The organism is Rathayibacter sp. AY1A4 (assembly GCF_002930955.1).
Lineage (GTDB): Bacteria > Actinomycetota > Actinomycetes > Actinomycetales > Microbacteriaceae > Rathayibacter.
This window is the reverse complement of record NZ_PSTN01000008.1, coordinates 15,715-37,991: the sequence shown is the minus strand read 5'-3', so window position 1 is coordinate 37,991 and position 22,277 is coordinate 15,715. Positions and strand designations below refer to the sequence as shown.

Here is a 22,277-nt window from a genome sequence, read left to right as displayed (position 1 = left end):
CTAGGGAAGCAGTTCGGGGCGGACGCGGCGCGTGCGCTCGACGCTCTGCTCGTGGCGCCAGGCGGCGATCGCCCCGTGGTTGCCGCTGAGGAGCACCGGAGGGACGTCGAGGCCCCGCCAGGAGGCGGGCTTGGTGTAGCTCGGGTACTCGAGCAGCCCGTCGGAGTGGCTCTCCTCGACCAGGCTCGCCGGGTTGCCGACGACGCCCGGGACCAGGCGTCCGACGGCCTCGATCATCGCCATCACGGCGACCTCTCCTCCGTTGAGGACGTAGTCGCCGAGGCTGATCAGCCGGACCCGCGCGCGCTCGGCGGTGTGGTCCACGACGCGCTGGTCGATGCCCTCGTAGCGGCCGCAGCCGAAGACGAGGGAGGACTCCTCCGCGAGCTCGCGGGCGGTCGCCTGGGTGAACAGCTCGCCCGCGGGCGACGGGAAGATCACGACGGGGTCGTCCGCGCCGTCGAGGATCGTGTCGAGCGCCTCGCCCCACGGCTCCGGTCGCATCACCATGCCGGCGCCGCCGCCGTAGGGCGTGTCGTCGACGGTGCGGTGGCGGTCGTGGGTGAAGTCGCGCAGGTCGTGCACGCCGAGCTCGATCAGCCCGCTCTGCCGCGCACGGCCGAGCAGGCTGATGTCGAGCACGCCGAAGAACTCCGGGAAGATCGTGACGATGTCGATCCTCACGACCGGGGCTCCTCCTCGGAGGCGGCGTCGGAGGCGGCCGAGGGCTCGTCGTCGGCGGGCTCCTCGAGAGCGGAGTCCGCGTCATCGGAGGCGTCCGGCGCATCGGCGTCCGCAGGCGCGCTCAGCGCCGGGTCCGCGAGGTCGACACCGCTGAGGTCGACCGCGGCGGGCTCCTCCTCGGGAGCCTCCTCGAACAGGCCGATCGGAGGCGTGACCGTGACGATCCCGGCGGTGGCGTCGACGGAGGGGACGATCGCGTTCACGAACGGCACCATCACCTCGCCGGAGGGGGTACCGACGATGAGCAGGTCCTGCGCGGGGAAGTGGTCGACGCGGCGGACGGTGCCGACCTCGACGCCGTCGCGGACGACCTTCATGCCGACCAGCTGGTAGTCGTACCAGGAGTCGTCCTCGCCCGGCTGGGTCTGCACCTCCTCGTCGATCCAGAGGATCGCCTTCAGGAGGGTCTCAGCGGCGTTGCGGTCGTCGACGCCTCGGAAGAACGCGACGGGGTGGCTGTTGTACCAGCGCAGCTCGACGAGCTCGAGCTTCCTGCCGTGCCACTCGGAGGTGCGCGGGACCTGCAGCGTGAACGTGGATCCGGGGGTGAAGCGCTTGTCGGGCTCGTCCGTGTAGAGCTCGAGCTTGATGGCGCCCTTGAGCCCGTGTGCCTTGGTGAGTCGGGCGACGCGGAGCTGCGTCGTGCCCGGTCCGGTGACCGACACCTCTACTTGTCGGTGTCGACGACGTCGACGCGCACGCGGCGCCCGTCGGCGAGCGCGGCGACGAGAGTGCGGACGGCCTTGGCGGTGCGACCGGAGCGTCCGATCACGCGGCCGAGGTCCTCGGGGTGCACGCGCACCTCGAGGACCTCTCCGCGCGGGGAGCTCGTGGCCACGACACTGACCTCATCGGGGTTCTCGACGATCCCCTTGACGAGGTGTTCGACGGCGGGAGCGAGCACTGACTACGCCTCGGTGGAGGTCTCGTCGGCGGTGTCCTCGACCGGGGCGGCCTTGGCCGGAGCCTCGGACTTCGGCTTGAGGACGGGCTTCTTCTTCGCGTCGACGACGAACGGAGCCTTGGGCTCCTTCACCTGGACGGTGCTGACGGCGTCGGCGTCGCCCTTGAAGCGGCCCCAGTCGCCGGTCAGCTTGAGGATCGCGGCGACCTGCTCGGTCGGCTGCGCGCCGACTCCGAGCCAGTACTGCGCGCGCTCCGAGTCGACCTGGATGAACGAGGGCTGCTCGGTCGGGTGGTACTTGCCGATCTCCTCGATCACGCGGCCGTCGCGCTTGGTGCGCGAGTCGGCGACGACGATGCGGTAGTAGGGCGCCCGGATCTTGCCGAGGCGCTTCAGACGAATCTTGACAGCCACAATTCTCCTGTGTGGTCGTTGACCGGTGTCCGGTCGATGATGGATGAACTGAGCCGTGAGCGTGGGGGCACACCCGGCGGAAGCTCGAGGGGGTTTCGTCGGCGGTGAGTAGAGGGTCGACCGCCTCGGACCCGACGGATCATTCTGCCAGAAAAACCGACCCGGTGCGGGCCCGGCACGCCGCCGCCCAGCGGCACCCTCGCGGGAGCGGGCCTCGCGGGACCCGGAAGGCCTCCGCCGGGACTCGGCGTCCGCCCCGGCCGCAGGTGGCAGGATGGCGAGGCGCGTCCCGATCGGCGGACGCCCGGATCCGATGAGGACCACGCCATGGAGATCAGCTTCGCCGCATCAGACCGCTCCACGCTCGGGATCGAGTGGGAGGTCGCGATCGTCGACCGGCAGACGGGCGATCTCGCCAACGTCGCCGATGTGGTGCTGGAGGCGCTCCGCGGCGACGACGGCGCCCCGCACCCGCACATCACCGGCGAGCTCCTGCGCAACACGGTCGAGCTGGTCTCCGGCGTGCACACCTCCGTCCGCGACGCGGTCGCCGATCTGCAGGACCAGCTGCGGCAGGTGCGCGAGATCACCGACCCCATGGGACTCGACCTCGTGTGCTCGGGCACGCACCCGTTCGCGCAGTGGTTCGACCAGGCCATCACGGACAAGGAGCGGTACCACCGCCTCATCGACCGGACCCAGTGGTGGGGTCGGAACATGATGATCTGGGGCATCCACGTGCACGTCGGCATCGAGCACCGCGACAAGGTGCTGCCGATCCTCAACTCCCTGCTCGACTACTACCCGCACCTGCAGGCGCTCTCGGCGTCGAGCCCGTTCTGGGGCGGGGTCGACACGGGCTACGCCTCGAACCGTGCGCTGATGTTCCAGCAGCTGCCGACGGCGGGCCTGCCTCCGCAGTTCGGTGCCTGGGCGAACTACGAGGAGTACGTCGACGACATGATGCGCACCGGCGTCATCGACGACCACACGGAGGTCCGCTGGGACATCCGCCCCTCGCCGCAGTGGGGCACTCTCGAGATGCGCGCGTGCGACGGCCTCTCCTCCGCGGAGGAGATCGGAGCGGTCGCCGCGCTGATCCAGTGCCTCGTCGAGCACCTCTCGTCGCGGCTGGACGCGGGCGAGGACCTTCCGACGATGCAGCCCTGGTACGTGCGCGAGAACAAGTGGCGCGCGGCCCGCTACGGGCTCGACGCCGAGATCATCCTCGACGCCGCTGGAGCGGAGCGCCTGGTCACCGACGACATCCGCGACCTGCTCGTCACCCTCGCACCGGTCGCCGAGCGTCTCGACTGCGTGAAGGAGCTCGGCGACGTCGAGCTGATCCTGGTCGCGGGAGCGAGCTACCAGCGCCAGCTGCGGACGGCCGCGGCGAACGACGGCGACCTCACGGCGGTGGTCCGGGCGCTCGCGGGCGAGCTGCGCGACGGGCTCCGGGATCCCCGCTCATGACGCGTCCCGTCCTCCTCGCCGCAGCCGCGATCGGCGCCCTGGCCCTCGGCCTCGCCGGCTGCTCGTCCTCGACGACGACCGGCCCGGCGACCGCGTCCCCCACCGGCACCGCCACTCCCCTCCCGACCGTCACCGCCGATCCGCTGCCGCTCTCGATCGGCGGCTCTCTTCCCGCCGGCTCCCGGGTGACGATCGTCGGCGACAGCATCGTGCGCGGTCTGACGGTCGACCCGGAGCAGGCCTGGCCCGCACTCGTCGGCGACGACCTCGGCTGGGAGGTCACGAACCTGGGCTGCGACGGCGGCGGCTTCATCGAGCCGGGCGACTGCGGCGTCGCGATCGGCGACCGCGCGGAGGAGATCGCCGACACCCGGCCCGACGCGATCGTGCTGATCGCCAGCAGCAACGACCTGGGCTGGGATCCGGAGGACGTGGACGCCGCGATCGGGCCGGCGGTGGACGCGATCGTGTCCGCCTCGCCCTCGGCCCGGCTCATCGCGCTCGACTCGGTCTGGGGCCCCGACCCGCGCCCCTCCGATCTCGACGAGTACGACGCGGCGCTGGTCGAGGCCGTGACGGCCGCCGGCGGCGGTGCGCTCGAGTACCCGGACCCCCTCCGCGAGGACGGGCTGCTCGGCGAGGACGGCGTGCATCCCACCGTCGAGGGCCAGCGCGCCCTGGCCGACGCGTTCGAGGTGGCGGCCGAGAAGTCCGGCCTCGCCCGGGCGGTGCCGACGGGACAGAAGGCGACGGACGCGCCGGCGGCCTGACTCCGACGCGGGGCGCCGCCGTGACGGCGCCCCGCCGGGTCAGCGCGCGGTGCTGTTCCGGCCGTCGCGCCAGCCGAGCAGGTCGCGCACGGGCGCGAGGTCGATGTCCGGACCGGTGATGCCGAGCGTGAACAGGCGGGCGCCCAGATCGTACTGCTGGTCGAGCACGTCGAAGGAGGCGTCGCCGACACCGCCGCGCACGCTCGCGCCGGTCGAGATCTCGATCGCCGCCGGGTCGCGGTCGACGCGGCCGCACCACTCCGAGAGCACGCCGAGCTTGCGCTCGAGCGTCGGGACGTCCGAGAAGCTGTGCCAGATGTCGGCGTGCTCGGCGACGATCCGCAGCGTCTTCTTCTCGCCGCCGCCGCCGATCATCACCGGGATGTCGCGGGTGGGCGCCGGGTTGAGCATCGACCACCGGCTGCGGATGCGCGGCATCGCCTCGGAGAGCTCGTCGAGGCGGGAGCCCGGGGTGCCGAACTCGTAGCCGTACTCCTCGTAGTCGCGCTCGAACCAGCCCGAGCCGATGCCGAAGATCAGACGGCCCTCGGCGCCCTTGGCGCTGATGTGGTCGACCGTGCGCGCCATGTCGGCGAGGAGGTCGGGGTTCCGGTAGCTGTTGCAGGTGACCAGCGGGCCGAACTCGATGCGGCTGGTCTGCTCGGCCCAGGCCGCGAGCATGCTCCAGCCCTCGAAGTGCAGGCCGTTCGGCTCTCCCGAGAGCGGGAAGAAGTGGTCCCAGTTGAAGGCGATGTCGACGCCGAGGTCCTCGAGTTCGGCGAGCGTGTCGCGGATGACCTCGTAGGGGACGTGCTGCGGTGCGATCTGGACGCCGATGCGGACGGGGCGCGCGTGTGCGGTTGTCATGCCCTCACGCTAGCGAGCGGTGCGCCTCACGGGGATCCCCGCTGCGGCCCGCGGAGGGACGGCGCGCTACTCCCCCGCCGGGTCCGGCGACGGCGAGGGCGCCTCGTCGCTCGTGGAGCGGGCGAGCTTGACGACGGTGGCCCCCTCGTCGTCGAACAGGCGGAGCCGTCCGCCGTCGATCGAGGCCATCGCCGCCTCCGAGAAGATCGTCGGCAATGCGACGCCGTCGCAGGCGATCAGCGTGCTCGGCCCGGCCGAGACGGTGAGCGCGCCCGCCTGGTCGATCGACCACTCGCCCTGCGCGCCGTTGCAGCCGTCGGAGCCCGTCCAGGTCCCGTCCTCCGCGATCAGGAGGAACGGCACGTCGGGCGCGTCGTAGGAGACGCCCGTCACCCAGCGGCCGACCAGGTCCTCCGGGGAGGGCGCCGTCATCGCGTCGACCCCGGAGCCCTCGGCGCAGCCGGTGAGCCCGAGCACGGCCGCGAGGACGAGGATCCCGCCCGCGCGTCCGGCTGCGACCCGCCTCATCGCCCGAGGAGCTTCTGCAGCTGCTCGAGCTCCTCCGGCGTGGGCTGGGCGCCCTTGCCGGCGCCGCCGCCCAGGCCGAAGCCGGAGCCGCCCGCATCGCCCGGGCGGGGCCCGGAGGTGATCGCCGCGTTCTCGGCCGCGCGCTTCGCGGGGTTGCCGGACTTGCTGCTCTTCTTCTTCTGCGGCTTCGGGCGGCCCTGGTAGCCGGCGCCGGGCACCGGGCCCATCCCGGGGACCGAGGGCATGCCGCCCTTGGCGACCGTCTTCATCATCTTGGCGGCCTGCTCGAAGCGCTGGACGAGCTGGTTGACGTCCGTGACCGTCATGCCGGAGCCGCGGGCGATGCGCAGGCGCCGCGAGCCGTTGAGCAGCTTCGGGTTGACCCGCTCCGCCTTCGTCATCGACTGGATGATCGCCTCGGTGCGCACGATCTCGCGCTCGTCGAACTGGTCGAGCTGCTCTCGCATGCCCTTCGCGCCGGGCAGCATGCCGATCATCTTCTTGATCGAGCCCATGTTGCGCAGCTGCTGCATCTGGCCGAGGAAGTCGTCGAGGGTGAACGTGTCCCCCATGATCTTCTCGGCGATCTTGCGCGCCTCGTCCTCGTCGAACGCGGACTGGGCCTGCTCGATGAGCGTCAGCACGTCGCCGAGGTCGAGGATGCGGCTCGCCATGCGGTCGGGGTGGAACTGCTCGAAGTCGTCGAGCGACTCGCCCGTGGAGGCGAAGAGGATCGGGCGGCCGGTGAGCGAGGCGACCGAGAGCGCCGCGCCTCCGCGGGCGTCGCCGTCGAGCTTGGAGAGGACGACGCCGGTGAAGTCGACGCCCTCCTGGAAGGCCTTGGCGGTCGCGACCGCGTCCTGGCCGATCATCGCGTCGATGACGAACAGGACCTCGTCGGGGTTCGTGACGCGGCGGATGTCGGCGGCCTGCTTCATCATGTCGGCGTCGACGCCGAGGCGTCCGGCCGTGTCGATGATGACCGTGTCGTACTGCTTGTCGGTCGCGAAGCGGATCGCGTTCTGGGCGACCTTGACCGGGTTGCCGACGCCGTTGCCCGGCTCGGGCGCGTAGACCGCGACTCCGGCCTGCTCGCCGACGACCTGCAGCTGCTGCACCGCGTTGGGGCGCTGGAGGTCGGCCGCGACGAGCAGCGGGGTGTGGCCGTCCTTGCCGAGGTACTTGCCGAGCTTGCCCGCGAGCGTCGTCTTGCCCGCGCCCTGGAGGCCGGCGAGCATGATGACGGTCGGCGGGCGCTTGGCGAACTCGAGGCGGCGGGACTGCCCGCCGAGGATCGCGACGAGCTCCTCGTTGACGATCTGGACGACCTGCTGGGCCGGGTTGAGCGCCTTGTTGACCTCGTCGCCGAGGGCGCGCTCGCGCACCTTGCCGGTGAACTCCTTCACGACCTCCAGCGCGACGTCGGCGTCGAGGAGGGCCCGCCGGATCTCGCGGACGGTGCCGTCGACGTCCGACGCGGAGAGCTTGCCCTTCGTGCGGAGGTTCTTGAAGGTCTCGACGAGTCGATCGGAGAGGGTGCCGAAAGTAGCCATGATGCCCGGAATTCTACCGGAGGCCGGGAGGGTCGGCGGGCGGGGCCGCCGATCCGGTCGCGATCGGCGCGATCACCGCGAACCGGATTAACCGGTCCGGGTCCAAGAACAGGGTTAGGGTGGCCCGGTGATCGAGACACTGGTGGCGGGCGACTCCGCGGACCCCCTGGACTACGCCGACGGCTGGGAGCTGCAGCGCCGCCTGCACGCCGAGGTGGTGGCGGGCTCGAGGCCGGACACCCTCGTGCTCTGCGAGCACTCCTCCGTCTACACCGCAGGCAAGCGCACCGAGGCGCACGAGCGCCCGGACGACGGCTCGCCCGTGGTCGACGTCGACCGCGGAGGGCGGATCACCTGGCACGGTCCGGGCCAGCTCGTCGGCTACCCGATCGTGCGGCTCGGCGAGCCCGTCGACGTGGTCGCCTACGTCCGCTCGCTGGAGGGCGTGCTGATCGCCGCTCTCGACGACCTGGGGGTGCAGGGGCGGCGCGTCGACGGGCGCTCGGGAGTGTGGATCCCGAGAGACGGCGGCGCCGACAAGATCGCCGCGATCGGCATCCGCGTCGCCTCGGGCGTGACGATGCACGGATTCGCCCTCAACGTCTCGAACAGCCTCGAGCCCTACGCCCGCATCGTCGCCTGCGGCATCGCCGACGCCGGAGTGACCACGCTCGAGCGCGAGCGCGGCGAGGCTCCGCTGATGGAGGCGGTGCGAGCGCGGGTGGCGGCGCGCTTCTCGGAGGCGGCCCCCGCCTTCTCCGCCCGCATCGAGGAGGTCGCCGCGTGAGCGCCGAGGCCGGCGGCCGCAAGCTCCTGCGGCTGGAGATCCGCAACGCCGAGACGCCGATCGAGCGCAAGCCCGAGTGGATCCGCACGAAGGCCTCGATGGGCCCGGAGTACCGGCAGCTGCAGTCGCTGGTGAAGAGCGAGGAGCTGCACACCGTCTGCCAGGAGGCGGGCTGCCCCAACATCTTCGAGTGCTGGGAGGACCGCGAGGCGACCTTCCTCATCGGGGGCGCCCAGTGCACCCGCCGCTGCGACTTCTGCCAGATCGACACCGGGAAGCCCGCGGACTACGACGCGGACGAGCCCCGGCGCGTCGGCGAGTCCGTGGCGCGGATGAAGCTCCGCTACGCGACCGTCACCGGAGTCGCCCGCGACGACCTGCCGGACGAGGGCTCCTGGCTCTACGCCGAGACCATCCGCCAGATCCACGCCCAGGCTCCGGGCACGGGGGTCGAGATCCTGGTCCCGGACTTCACGGGCCGCGCCGAGCACCTGCAGCGGGTGTTCGACGCGGAGCCGGAGGTGTTCGCCCACAACGTCGAGACGGTGCCGCGGATCTTCAAGCGCATCCGGCCGGCCTTCCGCTACGAGCGCTCGCTCGACGTGCTCACCCAGGGCCGGGAGGCGGGGCTGATCACGAAGTCGAACCTCATCCTCGGCATGGGCGAGGAGCGGGAGGAGATCTCGCAGGCGCTGCAGGACCTCTACGACGCCGGCACCGACATCGTGACCATCACGCAGTACCTCCGCCCGACGCCGCGGCATCTGCCGGTGGACCGCTGGGTGCACCCGGAGGAGTTCGTGGCGATCAAGGAAGAGGCCGAGGACATCGGCTTCCTCGGCGTCCTCGCCGGGCCCCTGGTCCGCTCCTCCTACCGGGCCGGCCGGCTCTGGGCGCGCTCGATGGAGTCGAAGGGGCTGCCGGTCCCGGAGCACCTGCGCCACCTCGCCGACGCGGCACTGGGCTTCTCGCAGGCCGTGTAGCCCGCCACCGGGACGGCGCCGGCGCGTCGTCCCGGGCGGGGCCGCTCAGCTGACGAGCTGCTGGGCGAAGACGTGGGGGGTGAAGCCGGTGAGGTCGCCGATGCCCTCGCCCTGGCCGACGAGCTTGATCGGGATGCCGGTGCGCTCCTGGACCGCGAGGACGAAGCCGCCCTTCGCGGAGCCGTCGAGCTTGGTGATGACAAGGCCGGTGACGCCCGCGTGCTCGATGAACGCCTCGGCCTGGCTCAGCCCGTTCTGACCGGTCGTCGCGTCGAGCACGAGCAGGATCTCGGAGATCGGGGCCTGCTTCTCGATGACGCGCTTGATCTTCGTGAGCTCGTCCATCAGCCCGCCCTTGGTGTGCAGGCGGCCGGCCGTGTCGATGATGACCATCTCGACGCCGGTGTCCTTCGCGAACTGCACGGTCTGGAAGGCGACGGACGCCGGATCCTGGCGCTCCTGCTGAGGGCGGACGATCTGGGCGTCGGCGCGCTGCGCCCAGGTGGCGAGCTGGTCGACCGCCGCCGCGCGGAAGGTGTCGGCCGCGCCGACCACGACGCTCCGGCCATAGTTGCGGAGGAACTTGGCGAACTTGCCGATGGTCGTGGTCTTGCCGACGCCGTTCACGCCGACCACGAGGATCACGGCGGGGCGCTCGCTGAGCTTGAGGGTCGTGTCGTACTTCGACAGGCGCTCCTCGAGGGACTCGCGGAGCATCCGCTGCAGGTCGCGCGGGTCGGTGGTGGAGTAGCGGGCGACCTTGGCGCGGAGGTCGTCGACGATCTCCTCGGTGATGTCGGGGCCGAAGTCGGCGGTGATCAGCGCCGTCTCGAGGTCGTCCCAGGTCTGGTCGTCGATCGTGCGCTTCTCGAACAGGCCGCGCAGTGCGCGGCCGAGCGACCAGGAGGTGCGTTCTGCCATGGGTCCAGGCTACCGGCGGGCGCGCCTCCGAGCGGTCGGGGAGGCGGGTTCAGGCCGGGGGCGCGGCGACGCGCTGGCCGACGACGGCCGAGACGCCGTCCTGCCGCATCGAGACGCCGTAGAGGGCGTCCGCGATCTCCATGGTCCGCTTCTGGTGGGTGATGACGATCAGCTGGCTCGAGGTGCGCAGGTCCTCGAAGATGCTGAGCAGTCGGCCGAGATTCGCGTCGTCGAGGGCGGCCTCCACCTCGTCCATGATGTAGAAGGGGCTCGGCCGCGACTTGAAGATGGCGACCATGAACGCCACGGCCGCGAGCGAGCGCTCCCCTCCGGAGAGGAGCGACAGCCGCTCGATCTTCTTGCCGGCCGGCCGCACCGCGACCTCGATGCCAGTGGTGAGCAGGTTCTCCGGGTCGGTCAGGCGGATGCTGCCGGTGCCGCCGGGGAAGAGGACGGGGAACACGTCCGCGAACGCCGCCTGCGTGTCGTCGAATGCGGAGGCGAACACGGTCTGCATCGTCTCGTCGAGCTCCTCGATGATGGTGAGCAGGTCCCGCCGGGTCCCGGTGAGGTCGGCCAGCTGCTCGGTCAGGAACGCGTGCCGCTGCTCCAGCGCGGCGAACTCCTCCAGCGCGAGCGGATTGACGCGGCCCAGCTGCCCCAGCTGCTTCTCGGCCTTCTCGAGGCGGCGGCGCTGCTCCTCGCGGACGTAGGGCCGCGGCTCCTGCTCCTCGTCCGTCTCGTCGGGGACGCCGACTCCGGGACCGTACTCCTCCACCAGCACGTCCTCGGCGAGCCCGAGCTCGGACGCGGCGCGCTCGAGCAGACCGGTGAGCTGCAGCCTCTTCTCGTAGATCTGCAGCTCGAGGCCGTGGACGCTCTCGGTGACGGACTGGAGCCGGTCGCGCACGCTCGCCTCCTCGCGGCGGAGCCCCTGCAGCTCGGCGTTCTGCTGCGAGCGCGCCGCCTCGGCCGCGACGAGCTCGGCCCGGGCCTGCTGGACGGAGCGGTCGACGGAGGCGAGGACGGCGGGGAGCGCGGCGGTCACCTCGGCCGCGGCGTCGCGCTGGCGACGGCGGATCACGGCGCGGCGCGCGGCCTCGTCGGCCGCGGCGCGGTCGGCGGCCAGCTGGCGGGCAAGCGCCTCCCCGCGGGACTGCTCCGCCCGCACCCGCTCCTTGGCGGTCTCGACGCCGAGTCGCGCCTCGATCTCGCGCTCGCGTGCGGTGTCGACGTCGCTCTGCAGACCGTCGCGCGCGCTCGCGTCGAGCACCGGCCGGGGCCTGGCGCGCGCGGCGTCGAGCGCCGACCTCGCCTCCTGGGCCGCGCGCTCGGCGTCGCCGACCCGATCCGAGGCGACGGCCAGCGCCCTCGAGCCCCGGCCGTGCTCGGCGGTGGCCGCCTCGAGCTGGGCGCGCACGCCGCCGAGCCGCTCGGTGTGGGCGGCACGGGCGGCGTCGTGCTCGCGGAGGGCCGAGAGCGCGCTCGCGGCCTGCTCCTTCGCGCCGCGGAGCGCACCGGTCTGCTCGGCGAGCTCGAAGCGGAGCCGGTCGATCCCGCCCTCGACCTCCTCCAGCCGGGCGGCGGCCGAGTCGCGCTCGGAGACGAGCTCGATCCGGCTGCGCTGCCCGCCGGAGCCGGCGCTCTGCACGGCGTCGGAGACGGTCGCGCCGTCGCGGGTGACCAGGACGGTGCCCGGATCGATGCGCTCCCTCAGGCGCCGCGCCGCGGCGAGGTCCTCGACCACGAGGAAACGCTCGAGGAGCGAGAGGACCCCGGCCGGCGCCGTGACGAGGTCACCCGCGCGTTCCGCCCCCTCGGGAACGGTGAGAGCGACGTGCGGCCGGGCGGCGTCGGCGACCAGCAGCTCGACGCGTCCGAGATCGCGCTCCAGCGCGGCGTCCAGAGCCGCGTCGGCTCGGGCTGTCGACTCGACCAGCACGGCGTCGGCGACCGCGCCGAGGGCGGCGGCGATCGCGGCCTCGGAGCCCGGCCGCACCTGGATCCGCTCGGCGACCCGGCCGAGCACCCCCTCGATCCGGGCGGCGATCAGCTCGGCCGAGCCGTCCGAGACGTCGAGGGCCAGCGACAGGGCACCCGTGCGGGCGGCCAGCGCCTCACGCTCGCGCTCCAGGGCGTGCAGCTCCTCGCGCAGCCGCTCGATCCCGGCCTCGGCGGCCGAGACCGCGGACTGGGCGAGCTCGTAGCCCTCGTCGAGGCCGCCGTCGGGGCCGCGGCCCGCGTCGTCCAGCTCGGCCTCCAGAGCGTCGAGCGCCCGCCGCGCCGCCTCCTTCCGCCGGTCGGCCGCGTCGAGGGTGTTCTGCGCGCGCAGGACCTCGCCCCGGACGGACGCGAGACGGGAGGCGGCGGTGTCGGCCTGCCCCGAGAGGGTGGAGAGCTCGAGGTCGTAGCGCGAGACGAGGGCCGCCTGCGCGGCGATCTCCTCGTCGACCGCGTCGAGGGCGGAGCGGGCGGCGACGGTCGTGCGCTGCGCCTGGACCCACGCCGTCTCCGCGTCGAGGACGGCCTGCCGCAGGCGTTCCAGCTCGACCCGCGCCTCCTCCACCTGCGCCGGCGTCACGCGCGGTTGGATCTGCGGCTGCTCGGACTCGAGCTCGAGCATCGCGAGCCGCTGCCCGGCGAGGGCCGAGAGGTTGCGCAGCCGCTCCTGCACCGACTCCAGCTCGAACGAGGTGCGCCGGGCGTCGTCGACCGCGTCGCCGACCGCCTCCGCCTCGATCCGCGCTCGCCGGAGCGTCGCCTGCTCGAGCCGCTGCTGCAGGACCACCCGCTCGCTGTGCCGCTCGCTCTCGGTGCGGGCGAAGCCGTCCAGGGCGGTCCGGAGCGCGACCACGTCGTCCGCGAGCAGGCGCGCCCGGGCGTCGCGCACCACGGCGGCGATCGTCTGCGCCTGCCGTGCGACCTCGGCCTGGCGCCCGAGGGGCTTGAGCTGGCGCCGGATCTCGCCCGCGAGGTCGGAGAGGCGGGTCAGGTTCGCCTGCATCGCCTCGAGCTTGCGGAGCGTCTTCTCCTTGCGGCGGCGGTGCTTGAGGATCCCGGCGGCCTCCTCGATGAACCCGCGCCGCTCCTCGGGGGTCGCGTGCAGCACGGCGTCGAGCTGTCCCTGCCCCACGATGACGTGCATCTCGCGCCCGAGACCGGAGTCGCTCAGAAGCTCCTGCACGTCGAGCAGCCGGCAGCCGCGTCCGTTGATCGCGTACTCGCTGCCGCCGTTGCGGAAGAGGGTCCGGGTGATCGTCACCTCGGTGTACTCGATCGGCAGGGCGCCGTCCGAGTTGTCGATGGTGAGCGCGACCTCGGCGCGGCCGAGGGGTCCGCGGGTGGAGGTGCCCGCGAAGATGACGTCCTCCATCTTGCCGCCGCGGAGCGTCTTCGCCCCCTGCTCCCCCATCACCCAGGCGAGCGCGTCGACGACGTTGCTCTTGCCCGAGCCGTTGGGGCCGACGACGCAGGTGACCCCCGGCTCGAAGGCGAACGTGGTCGGCTGAGCGAAGGACTTGAACCCCTTGAGGGTCAGGCTCTTCAGGTACACCCGGCCGCCTCGCTCCCGTCCACAACGCCTCCACGGTAGCCGACGGCCGCGGCCGGGCCGGGAGGCGGAGCCCCGACCGGCCGACGGACCGCCGCGATCCCGCACCGGAACAGGCGCAGGAGGCCGCCGCGGGCGCCGGGACGTGCACACTGGGGTGGTGAACCGCACCTCCGACCCGGCGCTCCGGATCCGCGAGCTCGCGATCCCCGAGGCCGTGGGCGCCGACGGCTGGAGCGACTTCCTCGCCCTGACCGCGATCGGCGATGCGGTGGGGACCGCCCCGGACTGCCGGGCCGTCTACACCTGGAACGCCGAGGAGAACCGACCGATGCTCGCTGTGAACGAGGCCGTCGGCTTCACCCCCGTCGCCCACGAGGGCCAGTGGAGGAAGGAGCTCTCATGACCCCGCTCGTCGAGCCCGGACCGCCGCTGACCGCCGCCGAGCGCGAGCGGTTCGCCCGGCAGATCCGCCTGGCGCCCCTCGGGGAGCTCGGACAGCGGCGCCTCCGGAACGCGCGCGTGCTGATCCTCGGCGCGGGCGGCATCGGCTCGCCGGTGATCACGGCGCTCGCCGCGGCCGGGATCGGGCGGCTCGGCATCGTGGACGGCGACGTCGTCGAGCTCTCGAACCTGGCGCGGCAGACGGCGCACGACGACTCCTCGGTGGGCCGGTCGAAGGCGGAGTCGGCGGCGGCGACCGCGCGGCGGCTCTCCCCCGGCATCGACGCCCGGGCCTTCCCGGTGTCGCTGACCTCGGCCAACGTCGACGCCCTGGTGGCGGGCTGGGACGTCGTGGTCGACGGCTTCGACACCTTCGGCGCGCGCTACCTCGCCTCGGACGCGACGACGCGCGCCGGGATCCCGCACGTGTGGGGGTCGGCGCTCGGCTTCGACGGGCAGCTCTCGACCTTCTGGGCCGGCGCTCCGGGCGGAGGGGTGACCCTGCGCGCGCTGCACCCCGAGGCCGAGGACGCGGGCGACAGCTGCTCGACGGTGGGCGTGCTGGGCGCGCTCTGCGCGCTGATCGGCTCGGCCATGGCGGCCGAGGTCGTGAAGCTCGTGACCGGGGCGGGCGAGCCGCTGTTCGGTCGCGTCCTCGTGCACGACGCCCTCGACTCCTCCTGGGCCGAGCTCCCTCTCGAGCGGCGGGTGCCGCCGGTCCCGGAGCGGCGGGCCGCGGCGGGCTCGATCACGGCGGCCGAGCTGCGGGAGCGGCTGGCCGGGCCGACGCCCCCGACCGTCGTCGACCTCCGCGAGGACGACGAGGACCGGTCCGTCGCGGTGCCCGGTGCCGTGCGGATGCCGATGTCGCGCTTCGACCCCGCCGCTCTGCCGGCCGGTCCGCTCGTGCTGCACTGCGCCTCCGGGGTCCGGTCGCGTCTCGCGGCGGAGCGCGCGGCGGCGGCGGGCGTGGCGTCCGACTCGCTCGACGGCGGGATGGCGTCGTGGCGGGAGCGGTGACCCGCGCCGCGGCCTCGTGCGCCGCGGAACGGGAGGGGTGAGGCGCACCCAGCGCCCTGCCGATCGGCGACCCGGGATGTTCGGTGCTCGCAGCGGAGAGGATCCGTCCTTCTCCGCGGATCAGGGCGGAGCAGTGTCCGAAGCTGATCGGCGGTGGCGTGCTCGCGGCCACCGTTCCGAGGAGAGCACCCATGCCGACGCCTTCACCGCACTCCGCGCGGCAGGCGGCGCTGCTCGATCCTCCCGACCCGCTCGACCCCGGCGCGGAGGCGTGATGCCCGAGGTCTGGAGTCCCGCCGAGAGGCGGCTGCGTCGGCTCGGCTGGATTCCGCGGCGCCCCCTGCCGCGAGGTGCCGTCTGCGACGCGATCGTCTCGCCGCGCCTCAGCCTCAGCCGCGCCTGGCTGCAGACCGGGGAGTTCGAGGTCCTCCCCCATCCCGGAAGGCTCCGCGTGCTCTTCAGCCTCGACGGGACCGGCCGCCTCTCCGCCCGGGGCCGCGACCACCGGCTCCCGGCCGGCAGCGCTCTCGTGACCCGCGCCTCGACGGTGCAGTACGCGGCGGCGCTCAGTCCGTGGGCGCGCTTCGAGTGGCAGCTGCGCCCCTCGGTGCTCCGCGCGAGCGAGTTCGCCTCGCTCACGGACCGGGTCCTCGCCCTCCCCGAGGCCTACTGGCGCGCACTCACCGGTGCGGCGAACACCGTCCTCACTTTCGGCGTCGAGCCCTCGGACGCGGCCTTCGAGCACTTCGAGATCGCGAGCGAGCACCTCCTGGCCTCGGCCTTCTCGGCGCTGCTGCCCTCCTCCGACCGGGAGGACCGGTCCCCCGCCGCCGTGTATGCGAACGGCACGCGCCTGATCGAGCGGCACTACCGCGACCGCTCCTTCACGGTGGAGACGCTCGCGGAGAGTCTCGGCGTGTCGGTCAGCCACCTGCACCGGGCGTTCTCGGCCGCCGGCACCACCCCTCGTCAGCGGATCGAGCGCGCGCGGGCCTTCGAGGCGCAGCGCCTCCTCGACGAGCTCGGCCCGCGGGCGGCGACGGACCTGGACCGCGTGGCGCGGTCGGCCGGCTTCAGCTCGCGGATCCACATGCAGCGGACCCTCCGCCGGATCGACGACGCGGGCTGACGTGCGCCGCCGCGTCCCCCGCGCCGGACGGGCTCCCGGCGAGGAGGCGCCCTGAGCGGCTCCCCCGGCCCGGCGGCGCGACGGAACGTCCACGGTCGGGCATGGAATCTCGTCGCGGCCCGTTCCGCGTCGACCGGAGGCCGGACGTTCGGCAGGATCGGCGCGTCCACCACCCCTCGCAGGAAAGAAAGAAAAGGAACACCATGACGGACACCAACTCCCTGGACCCGACGGCAGCGCACTCGCGCTCCCTCCCCCCGCGGATCGACTCGACCCGCGGGGGGCCCGCCCGGCGGACGATCATGTCGGGTGCGGCCTGGTCCGTCCCCGTCGTCGCCGCGGCGGTCGCGACCCCCGCGGCCGCCGCGTCCACCGGCCTCACCCTCGCCTTCGACGCCCCGGCGTACTCCTTCCCCGCCTGCACCACGAGAACGGTCTCCGTCCTCGCCACGACCAACGGTGCTCCCGCTGCCGGCGACACGGTCACCGTCACTCTCCCCGCCGGCCTGACCAGCGGCGGCGCGCAGACCGTCAGGGCGACGACCGGCGCGGACGGACGCGTGAGCATCCCGGTCACGGCCGGGAACGTGGCGCAGAACGGCATCACCCTCTCCGCCGTCTCCGGCGCCGCGGGCGCGACGGCGACCGCGAGCACCACCGCGACCACGGGGACCGCCGTCCGGTACGTCACCGACGGCGGAGGGACGACGCCGGAGTCGAACGGCAACGTGCCCTCGGGAGCCAAGACCGTCGGACCCCGGTACTACCTGACGGAGTCGGGCGAGCTCTACCACGGCGGGGGGCGGATCGCGCGCGGCGTCACCAGCGTCCAGGGCTTCCGCGACGAGCAGAACCGCGACGTCGCCGACTTCGTGGTCGACGGCGTCTTCTACCGCTTCGTCACCGGAGACGCCGCGCCGAAGGCCATCGGGAGCGGCGTGCCGGCCGGATCGACGGTCCATGCGCCCGCCTTCTACGTCACACCGAACGGCGAGCTGCGGCGCGCCGGCGGAGCCCTCGTGACCACCGGAGTGACGAGCGCGGACTCCTTCCGCGACCAGAGCAACAACGACGTCATCGACGTGATCGTCGGCTCGGAGCTCGTCCGCTACATCAACTCCACGAAGAACCAGGTCTACGCCAGGAACGTTCCGGCAGGATCGACGGCCTTGGCGCCCTCGTACCACCTGACGCCGGACGGGCGCCTCTTCAACAGCAGCATCCTGGTCGCCACCGGGGTGACCAGTGCCGACGCCTACCGCGATCGACAGAACCGTGACGTCGTGGACGTGATCCAGAACGGCGCTCTCGTCCGGTACGGGGCGTTCGCGGACAGGACGCAGCCGCAGATCCGCGTCGCCTCCGGTGTGCCCTCCGACGCCACCATCTACGCGCCGGACGCCTACGTGACCCGGGACGGCCGGGCCTTCGTCAGCGGCGTGCTGGTCGCCACCGGAGTCTCCTCGGCGTTCGGATTCCGCGACGTGCAGAATCGCAACGTGCTCGACACGATGACCAACGTCCTGTGCCCGTGACGCACGGGATCGGCCACTGATCCGGTCCTGCCCCGCCGCACGCGGGTCCGAGGGAGGCGTCCCGCGGGTCCCTGTGCGGCGGGACAGGACCAGTGCGTCCTCGGGATGCTTCGTCCTCCAGAAGCGCGGACGCACCTGCTGCGGACCGCGCGGAGCGGACGCACCGGTCCGGTCGAGGACGGCTCGTCACGGAGGGCTCTTCGGGGTCAGCCGCCGGCGAACGGCGGCAGGACGTCGACCGCGGCATCGGGACGCAGCGGCGTGGCCCTGTCCGCGGTCGACACGCCGTCGACCAGGTAGGTGCACCGTGCGAGCACGTCGGCGGCCGAGGGCGCGGAGGCGACGAGTCTCTCCTCGAGAGCGCCCAGGTCGGGCACCTCGTCGAGCTCGTCGGAACCACGGCCGAGGGCGGCCTTGGCCGCCGCGAAGTAGCGGACCCGCATGCTCATCCGCCGATCGCGCTCATCGTGCGCTCGGGCTGCACGAAGCCCGCCCGGTTCATCTCGTGTCCCGCGGGCTTGGCCCACATCGCCCCGCGCCAGAGCTGGGCGACCTCGTGGTCGTCCGCGCCCGCGCGCATCGGGCCGAGCAGGTCCGTCTCCTCGTTCGAGAAGAGGCAGCTGCGGACACCGCCCTCGGCGGTGAGCCGGGTGCGGCGGCAGTCGTCGCAGAAGTTCTCGGTGACGGACGCGATGATCCCCACCTGGCCGAGCACCTCGGACCCCCCGGCCTCGCGGACGTCGAAGAGCTCGGCGGGGGCGCCGTCACGGGGGGCCGCGTGCGGGCTGAGCGAGAAGCGCTCCGAGAGCAGCGCCCGGATGTCCGCGGCGGTGATCATGGTCGCGCGGTCCCAGCCGTGGTCGGCGTCGAGCGCCATCTGCTCGATGAAGCGGAGCTGGTGGCCCCCCGCGAGGGCCCAGGCGAGCAGCTCCGGGGCCTCGTGGTCGTTGATCCCGGGCAGGAGCACCGCGTTGATCTTGGTCTGGTCCAGGCCGGCGGGACCGAGCGCGTCGATGCCCGCGAGCACGCGGTCGAGGAACGGGCGACGGGTGACCTTCGCGAAGGTCTCGGCGCAGATCGAGTCGAGCGAGACGTTGACGCGGTTCAGACCCGCGTCGGCGAGCGCCGCCGCCCGACCCGACAGGCCGATCGCGTTCGTGGTGAGCGAGATCTCGGGGCGCGGGTCGAGGGAGGCGACGTCGCGGATGATGTCGACGAGGTCCTTGCGCAGGAGCGGCTCGCCGCCGGTGAAGCGGATCTGGCGGACGCCGAACTGCTCCACGGCGATGCGCGCGAGGCGGAGGATCTCCTCACGGCTGAGGAGGGACGCGGGCGGCTGGAACGGCAGGCCCTCCGCCGGCATGCAGTAGGTGCAGCGCAGATTGCACTTGTCCGTCAGCGAGATCCGCAGATCGTCTGCGACGCGCCCGTAGGTGTCCAGGAGGAGCGGGGTGGCGGGGCGGTCGGCCGGGAGGACCGCGCTGCGCTGTCGGGGCCGGAAGCCCGGGATCCCCAGTGCTGTGCTCATCCGCTCACACTACGCCGCGGAACCGGGCGCGACCCGGCAAGATGGACTCGGTCCCGCCGCCGGTCGGGCTCCGCCGCTCGCGAGAGGACACGATGACCTCGATCGACCTGCACGCCGCCCGGGTGCGGGCGCTGCTCGCGCCGCTGGCCACGCGGGGTGCCCGCGAGACGCTGAGCCTGGAGCCGGCCGCCGTCGCCGCCGATCCGGGCGCGTACGACCGGCGGGTCCTCGCCCGCTCCGTCGACTCCCCGCTCGACCTGCCGCGCTTCGACAACTCGCAGATGGACGGCTTCGCGGTGCGGGCGGCCGACCTCGACGCGGCGGCGCCGGAGCATCCCGTCGCCCTGCCCGTCTCGGCGCCGATCCCCGCGGGCGACCGGGCGCCGCGGCACGAGCCCGGCACGGCGACACCGATCATGACCGGCTCGCCGCTGCCTGAGGGGGCCGACGCCGTCGTCCCGGTCGAGCGCGTCGATCCTCCGCGCTTCCCCGCGGCGGGCAGCGTCGCCTTCGCGCACCCGGTGGTGCCGGCGACCTTCGTCCGAGCCCGGGGCAGCGACGCCCGCCGCGGCGAGCTCGCCCTCCCGGCCGGCACGGTCCTCCGCGCGGCCCACTACGGACTCCTCGCCTCCCTCGGGCTGACCGAGGCGGAGGTGCTGCCGCGACTCCGGGTGCTCGTCGTCCCCACCGGCAACGAGATCCGTCCCGCAGGCGCCGTCCTCGAGGAGGCGCAGATCCACGACGCGAACGGCGCCCTGCTGGCCGAGGCCGTCCGCGAGGCGGGCGCGCTGCCCGTCGTCGCCGCCTGCACGAGCGATCGGGCCGAGGACCTCCTGTCGCTGCTCGAAGAGCACGCGGGCGCGGCCGACCTGGTGATCACGGTCGGCGGTGTCAGCGCGGGCGCCTACGAGGTCGTCCGCGACGCGCTCGGCCCGGCGGGCTCGGAGTTCGGCCACGTCGAGATGCAGCCGGGCGGCCCACAGGGCCTCGGTCTCGTGCGCGTGGCCGAGGGGCTGCACCTGCCGGTGGTCTCGCTTCCCGGGAACCCGGTGAGCGCCCTGGTCTCGTTCGAGGTGTTCCTCCGGCCCGTGCTGCGCTCGCTCGCGGGACGGACGCCCGCCGAGCGGCCGCGGCGCCGTGCGCGCCTCGGCACGGCGCTCGACTCGCCCGCGCACCTGCACCAGATCCGCCGCGGAGTCCTCGACGACGAGGGCCTCGTGCACCCGGTGGGCGGGCCCGGCTCGCACCTGCTGGCGTCCTACGCCCGCTCCACCGTGCTCATCCACGTCCCCGTCGGGACGGACCACGCAGCGACCGGCGACACGGTCGAGATCTGGAGGATCGATGACTGAGAGCGATCGGCTCACCCATGTGCGCGGCGACGGAGCCGTGCACATGGTCGATGTGAGCGCGAAGGAGGTCACGGCGCGCACCGCCGTCGCCGAGGGCTACGTCGAGACCTCGCCCTACGTGGTGCGGCTCCTCAAGCAGGGCGAGCTGCCCAAGGGCGAAGCGCTCGGCGTGGCGCGGATCGCCGGGATCCTCGGCGCGAAGGCGACCTCGACCCTCATCCCGCTCTGCCACCCGCTGGCGCTGGACGGCGTCGACGTGGACCTCGAGCCGCAGGACAGCCGCGTCCGGATCGAGGCGCGCGTGCGCACGACCGGGCGCACCGGCGTCGAGATGGAGGCGCTGACCGCGGTCAGCGTGGCAGCCCTCACGGTCTACGACATGATCAAGGCGGTCGATCGCGGTGCCGCGATCACCGGTATCCGTGTGCTCGCGAAGGCGGGCGGGAGGAGCGGCTCGTGGACGAGCGGAGGAACCCCGTGACGCGGCGGGCGGTGGCGGTCGTCGCCTCCACCCGTGCCGCCTCCGGCGTGTACGAGGACCGGACGGGACCGGCGCTGGAGGCCTGGTTCACCACCCGCGGCTGGGAGTCCCGGGTGGTCGTCGTGGCCGACGGCGACGCGGTGGGCGAGGCGATCGCCGACGCGATCGGCAGCGGAGTCGACGTGGTCGTGACCACCGGCGGGACGGGCGTCGCCCCGAGCGACGTCACCCCGGAGCAGACCGCCCCCCTCCTGGAGAGGCCCCTGCCCGGCCTCGCCGAGGCGGTGCGCGCCAAGGGCGCCGCCCACGTCCCGACCGCCGTGCTCAGCCGCGGGCTCGCCGGCGTCAGCGGCCGCACCGTCGTGGTGAACCTCCCCGGCTCCCCCGGCGGCGTCCGCGACGGGATCGACGTGCTCGACCCGGTGATCGGGCACCTCCTCGATCAGCTCGGAGGCGGCGACCATGCCCGCTGAGCCGGTCGCCCTCGCCCGGCTCGCGGCCGAGGCCATCACCGTCGACGAGTGCGAGCAGGCGGTCGACTCCCCGACGCACGGCGCCGTCGTGACCTTCGCGGGCGTCGTCCGCGACCACGACGAGGGCCGCGGCGTGCTCCGGCTGTCCTACGAGGCGCACCCGGACGCCCCCGCCGCACTCCTCGCCTCCGCCCGCCGCATCGCCGAGCGCTGGCCCGACGTCCGGATCGCCGCCGTGCACCGGGTCGGCGACCTCGTGGTCGGCGACCTCGCCCTCGCCTGCGCCGTGGCCTCGGCCCACCGCGCAGCGGCCTTCGAAGCCTGCGCGGCACTGGTCGACGACATCAAGGCGTCGGTGCCGATCTGGAAGGAGCAGTCCTTCGTCGACGGCAGCTCGGAGTGGGTCGCGAGCCTCGGCTGATCTTCCTTCGAGCCCGTCCCCGCCGGGCTCGACGCGGTCGGCCGGAGAGGGTGGTCACGTTTCGCAGAGCGGGGAGCGACCGCCTAGACCGATCCGCTGGCACGCGGATCGATCGTTCGGCTCGACCTTCCTGATCTCCGAGCCCGTCCCCGCCGGGCTCGGCGCAGTCGGCTTTCCGGCGTGGATGCGATTCGCAGAGCGGGGAGCGAGCGCCTAGACCGATCCGCTGGCACGCGGATCGATCGTTCGGCTCGGGGGGAGAGCGAGGGGGTGGCGGGTCGACATCGGGAGGTCGCCCACTGATCCGCAAGGTCGGGGCCCGGGGTGCGGCGCAGCGGATGGCGGATCCGCCGGAGGGACGGGGAGCGGAGCCGCCGGAGGACGGGGTGGGGAAACACGG

The 22,277-nt window shown here is 73.3% G+C and carries 23 protein-coding genes; 12 read left to right on the top strand and 11 right to left on the bottom strand.

Annotated elements, in window-relative coordinates; translation table 11 throughout:
* Genes trmD through rpsP form a run of 4 tightly spaced genes read right to left on the bottom strand, consistent with a single transcriptional unit; the run spans position 1 to position 2,062 of the window.
* Positions 1 to 684 carry a tRNA (guanosine(37)-N1)-methyltransferase TrmD gene (gene trmD / locus C5B92_RS06650; protein ID WP_104256310.1) on the bottom strand — a complete coding sequence of 228 codons (684 nt, stop codon included), beginning with the start codon at positions 682 to 684 and terminating at the stop codon, positions 1 to 3.
* Positions 681 to 1,409: a ribosome maturation factor RimM gene (gene rimM / locus C5B92_RS06645; protein ID WP_104256309.1), complete on the bottom strand. Its 729-nt coding sequence runs from the start codon at positions 1,407 to 1,409 to the stop codon at positions 681 to 683. The genes trmD and rimM overlap by 4 nt, the downstream gene beginning before the upstream one ends.
* A gap of 2 nt (positions 1,410 to 1,411) precedes the next feature.
* A complete protein-coding gene (locus C5B92_RS06640) occupies positions 1,412 to 1,648 on the bottom strand; it encodes an RNA-binding protein (protein WP_068210678.1) in 237 nt (78 codons plus the stop codon).
* Positions 1,649 to 1,651: 3 nt separating this feature from the next.
* Positions 1,652 to 2,062, bottom strand: a complete 411-nt coding sequence (gene rpsP / locus C5B92_RS06635; protein ID WP_104223912.1) for a 30S ribosomal protein S16 — start codon at positions 2,060 to 2,062, stop codon at positions 1,652 to 1,654.
* Between the two features lie 327 nt (positions 2,063 to 2,389).
* Here rpsP and C5B92_RS06630 point away from each other — a divergent pair, with 327 nt between their 5' ends.
* Positions 2,390 to 3,535, top strand: a complete 1,146-nt coding sequence (locus C5B92_RS06630) for a glutamate--cysteine ligase (RefSeq protein ID WP_104256308.1) — start codon at positions 2,390 to 2,392, stop codon at positions 3,533 to 3,535.
* On the top strand, positions 3,532 to 4,305 hold the full coding sequence (locus C5B92_RS06625; protein ID WP_104256307.1) for an SGNH/GDSL hydrolase family protein: 774 nt from the start codon (positions 3,532 to 3,534) through the stop codon (positions 4,303 to 4,305). Before C5B92_RS06630 ends, C5B92_RS06625 begins: the two co-directional genes overlap by 4 nt.
* A 39-nt stretch (positions 4,306 to 4,344) precedes the next feature.
* Here C5B92_RS06625 and C5B92_RS06620 read toward each other — a convergent pair whose 3' ends face one another.
* The 3 genes from C5B92_RS06620 to ffh all read right to left on the bottom strand — a co-directional run bounded on the left by C5B92_RS06620 (position 4,345) and on the right by ffh (position 7,253).
* On the bottom strand, positions 4,345 to 5,172 hold the full coding sequence (locus C5B92_RS06620; protein WP_104223915.1) for an LLM class F420-dependent oxidoreductase: 828 nt from the start codon (positions 5,170 to 5,172) through the stop codon (positions 4,345 to 4,347).
* 66 nt (positions 5,173 to 5,238) lie between these two features.
* Entirely contained in the window at positions 5,239 to 5,700 is a 462-nt protein-coding gene (locus C5B92_RS06615) for an META domain-containing protein (protein ID WP_104256306.1), read from the bottom strand.
* Positions 5,697 to 7,253: a signal recognition particle protein gene (gene ffh / locus C5B92_RS06610; RefSeq protein ID WP_104226882.1), complete on the bottom strand. Its 1,557-nt coding sequence runs from the start codon at positions 7,251 to 7,253 to the stop codon at positions 5,697 to 5,699. Before ffh ends, C5B92_RS06615 begins: the two co-directional genes overlap by 4 nt.
* A gap of 127 nt (positions 7,254 to 7,380) precedes the next feature.
* On the opposite strand from ffh, the gene lipB reads away from it, so the two are divergent.
* A complete protein-coding gene (gene lipB, locus C5B92_RS06605; protein ID WP_104256305.1) occupies positions 7,381 to 8,040 on the top strand; it encodes a lipoyl(octanoyl) transferase LipB in 660 nt (219 codons plus the stop codon).
* Positions 8,037 to 9,023, top strand: coding sequence for a lipoyl synthase (gene lipA, locus C5B92_RS06600; RefSeq protein WP_104256304.1), 987 nt, complete (start codon positions 8,037 to 8,039; stop codon positions 9,021 to 9,023). The genes lipB and lipA overlap by 4 nt, the downstream gene beginning before the upstream one ends.
* Before the next feature lie 45 nt (positions 9,024 to 9,068).
* Here lipA and ftsY read toward each other — a convergent pair whose 3' ends face one another.
* Together ftsY and smc are read right to left on the bottom strand one after the other, a co-directional pair.
* Positions 9,069 to 9,944: a signal recognition particle-docking protein FtsY gene (ftsY, locus tag C5B92_RS06595; protein ID WP_104223920.1), complete on the bottom strand. Its 876-nt coding sequence runs from the start codon at positions 9,942 to 9,944 to the stop codon at positions 9,069 to 9,071.
* 49 nt (positions 9,945 to 9,993) lie between these two features.
* Positions 9,994 to 13,497, bottom strand: a complete 3,504-nt coding sequence (gene smc / locus C5B92_RS06590; RefSeq protein ID WP_104256303.1) for a chromosome segregation protein SMC — start codon at positions 13,495 to 13,497, stop codon at positions 9,994 to 9,996.
* Between the two features lie 157 nt (positions 13,498 to 13,654).
* On the opposite strand from smc, the gene C5B92_RS17785 reads away from it, so the two are divergent.
* The 4 genes from C5B92_RS17785 to C5B92_RS06570 all read left to right on the top strand — a co-directional run bounded on the left by C5B92_RS17785 (position 13,655) and on the right by C5B92_RS06570 (position 17,622).
* Positions 13,655 to 13,900 carry a hypothetical protein gene (locus C5B92_RS17785; RefSeq protein WP_181028756.1) on the top strand — a complete coding sequence of 82 codons (246 nt, stop codon included), beginning with the start codon at positions 13,655 to 13,657 and terminating at the stop codon, positions 13,898 to 13,900.
* Positions 13,897 to 14,958, top strand: a complete 1,062-nt coding sequence (locus C5B92_RS06580) for a ThiF family adenylyltransferase (RefSeq protein ID WP_104232484.1) — start codon at positions 13,897 to 13,899, stop codon at positions 14,956 to 14,958. The genes C5B92_RS17785 and C5B92_RS06580 overlap by 4 nt, the downstream gene beginning before the upstream one ends.
* 274 nt (positions 14,959 to 15,232) lie before the next feature.
* Positions 15,233 to 16,087: an AraC family transcriptional regulator gene (locus tag C5B92_RS06575; RefSeq protein ID WP_104226887.1), complete on the top strand. Its 855-nt coding sequence runs from the start codon at positions 15,233 to 15,235 to the stop codon at positions 16,085 to 16,087.
* 203 nt (positions 16,088 to 16,290) lie between these two features.
* Positions 16,291 to 17,622, top strand: a complete 1,332-nt coding sequence (locus C5B92_RS06570; protein ID WP_104256302.1) for a hypothetical protein — start codon at positions 16,291 to 16,293, stop codon at positions 17,620 to 17,622.
* Between the two features lie 206 nt (positions 17,623 to 17,828).
* On the opposite strand, the gene C5B92_RS06565 is transcribed toward C5B92_RS06570, so the two are convergent.
* Together C5B92_RS06565 and moaA are read right to left on the bottom strand one after the other, a co-directional pair.
* Positions 17,829 to 18,071 carry a MoaD/ThiS family protein gene (locus C5B92_RS06565; protein WP_104223924.1) on the bottom strand — a complete coding sequence of 81 codons (243 nt, stop codon included), beginning with the start codon at positions 18,069 to 18,071 and terminating at the stop codon, positions 17,829 to 17,831.
* Complete coding sequence (moaA, locus tag C5B92_RS06560) at positions 18,068 to 19,150, bottom strand: GTP 3',8-cyclase MoaA (RefSeq protein ID WP_104226889.1); 1,083 nt, start codon at positions 19,148 to 19,150, stop codon at positions 18,068 to 18,070. Before moaA ends, C5B92_RS06565 begins: the two co-directional genes overlap by 4 nt.
* Before the next feature lie 92 nt (positions 19,151 to 19,242).
* On the opposite strand from moaA, the gene glp reads away from it, so the two are divergent.
* Genes glp through C5B92_RS06540 form a run of 4 tightly spaced genes read left to right on the top strand, consistent with a single transcriptional unit; the run spans position 19,243 to position 21,877 of the window.
* Positions 19,243 to 20,502: a gephyrin-like molybdotransferase Glp gene (gene glp, locus C5B92_RS06555; protein ID WP_104256316.1), complete on the top strand. Its 1,260-nt coding sequence runs from the start codon at positions 19,243 to 19,245 to the stop codon at positions 20,500 to 20,502.
* On the top strand, positions 20,495 to 20,983 hold the full coding sequence (gene moaC / locus C5B92_RS06550) for a cyclic pyranopterin monophosphate synthase MoaC (RefSeq protein WP_104256301.1): 489 nt from the start codon (positions 20,495 to 20,497) through the stop codon (positions 20,981 to 20,983). The genes glp and moaC overlap by 8 nt, the downstream gene beginning before the upstream one ends.
* Complete coding sequence (locus C5B92_RS06545; RefSeq protein WP_244229433.1) at positions 20,959 to 21,456, top strand: molybdenum cofactor biosynthesis protein B; 498 nt, start codon at positions 20,959 to 20,961, stop codon at positions 21,454 to 21,456. The genes moaC and C5B92_RS06545 overlap by 25 nt, the downstream gene beginning before the upstream one ends.
* Positions 21,446 to 21,877 carry a molybdenum cofactor biosynthesis protein MoaE gene (locus tag C5B92_RS06540; protein WP_104226891.1) on the top strand — a complete coding sequence of 144 codons (432 nt, stop codon included), beginning with the start codon at positions 21,446 to 21,448 and terminating at the stop codon, positions 21,875 to 21,877. The genes C5B92_RS06545 and C5B92_RS06540 overlap by 11 nt, the downstream gene beginning before the upstream one ends.
* The last annotated feature ends 400 nt before the right edge of the window (positions 21,878 to 22,277 follow it).

Coding starts and splice junctions, on each gene's coding strand:
- C5B92_RS06615 (WP_104256306.1), bottom strand. CDS start 5,700: ATGAGGCGGGTCGCAGCCGGACGCGCGGGCGGGATCCTCGTCCTCGCG.
- C5B92_RS06575 (WP_104226887.1), top strand. CDS start 15,233: ATGCCCGAGGTCTGGAGTCCCGCCGAGAGGCGGCTGCGTCGGCTCGGC.
- moaC (WP_104256301.1), top strand. CDS start 20,495: ATGACTGAGAGCGATCGGCTCACCCATGTGCGCGGCGACGGAGCCGTG.
- C5B92_RS06570 (WP_104256302.1), top strand. CDS start 16,291: ATGACGGACACCAACTCCCTGGACCCGACGGCAGCGCACTCGCGCTCC.
- glp (WP_104256316.1), top strand. CDS start 19,243: ATGACCTCGATCGACCTGCACGCCGCCCGGGTGCGGGCGCTGCTCGCG.
- C5B92_RS06540 (WP_104226891.1), top strand. CDS start 21,446: ATGCCCGCTGAGCCGGTCGCCCTCGCCCGGCTCGCGGCCGAGGCCATC.
- C5B92_RS06565 (WP_104223924.1), bottom strand. CDS start 18,071: ATGAGCATGCGGGTCCGCTACTTCGCGGCGGCCAAGGCCGCCCTCGGC.
- C5B92_RS06630 (WP_104256308.1), top strand. CDS start 2,390: ATGGAGATCAGCTTCGCCGCATCAGACCGCTCCACGCTCGGGATCGAG.
- ftsY (WP_104223920.1), bottom strand. CDS start 9,944: ATGGCAGAACGCACCTCCTGGTCGCTCGGCCGCGCACTGCGCGGCCTG.
- C5B92_RS06580 (WP_104232484.1), top strand. CDS start 13,897: ATGACCCCGCTCGTCGAGCCCGGACCGCCGCTGACCGCCGCCGAGCGC.
- C5B92_RS06625 (WP_104256307.1), top strand. CDS start 3,532: ATGACGCGTCCCGTCCTCCTCGCCGCAGCCGCGATCGGCGCCCTGGCC.
- C5B92_RS06620 (WP_104223915.1), bottom strand. CDS start 5,172: ATGACAACCGCACACGCGCGCCCCGTCCGCATCGGCGTCCAGATCGCA.
- ffh (WP_104226882.1), bottom strand. CDS start 7,253: ATGGCTACTTTCGGCACCCTCTCCGATCGACTCGTCGAGACCTTCAAG.
- moaA (WP_104226889.1), bottom strand. CDS start 19,150: ATGAGCACAGCACTGGGGATCCCGGGCTTCCGGCCCCGACAGCGCAGC.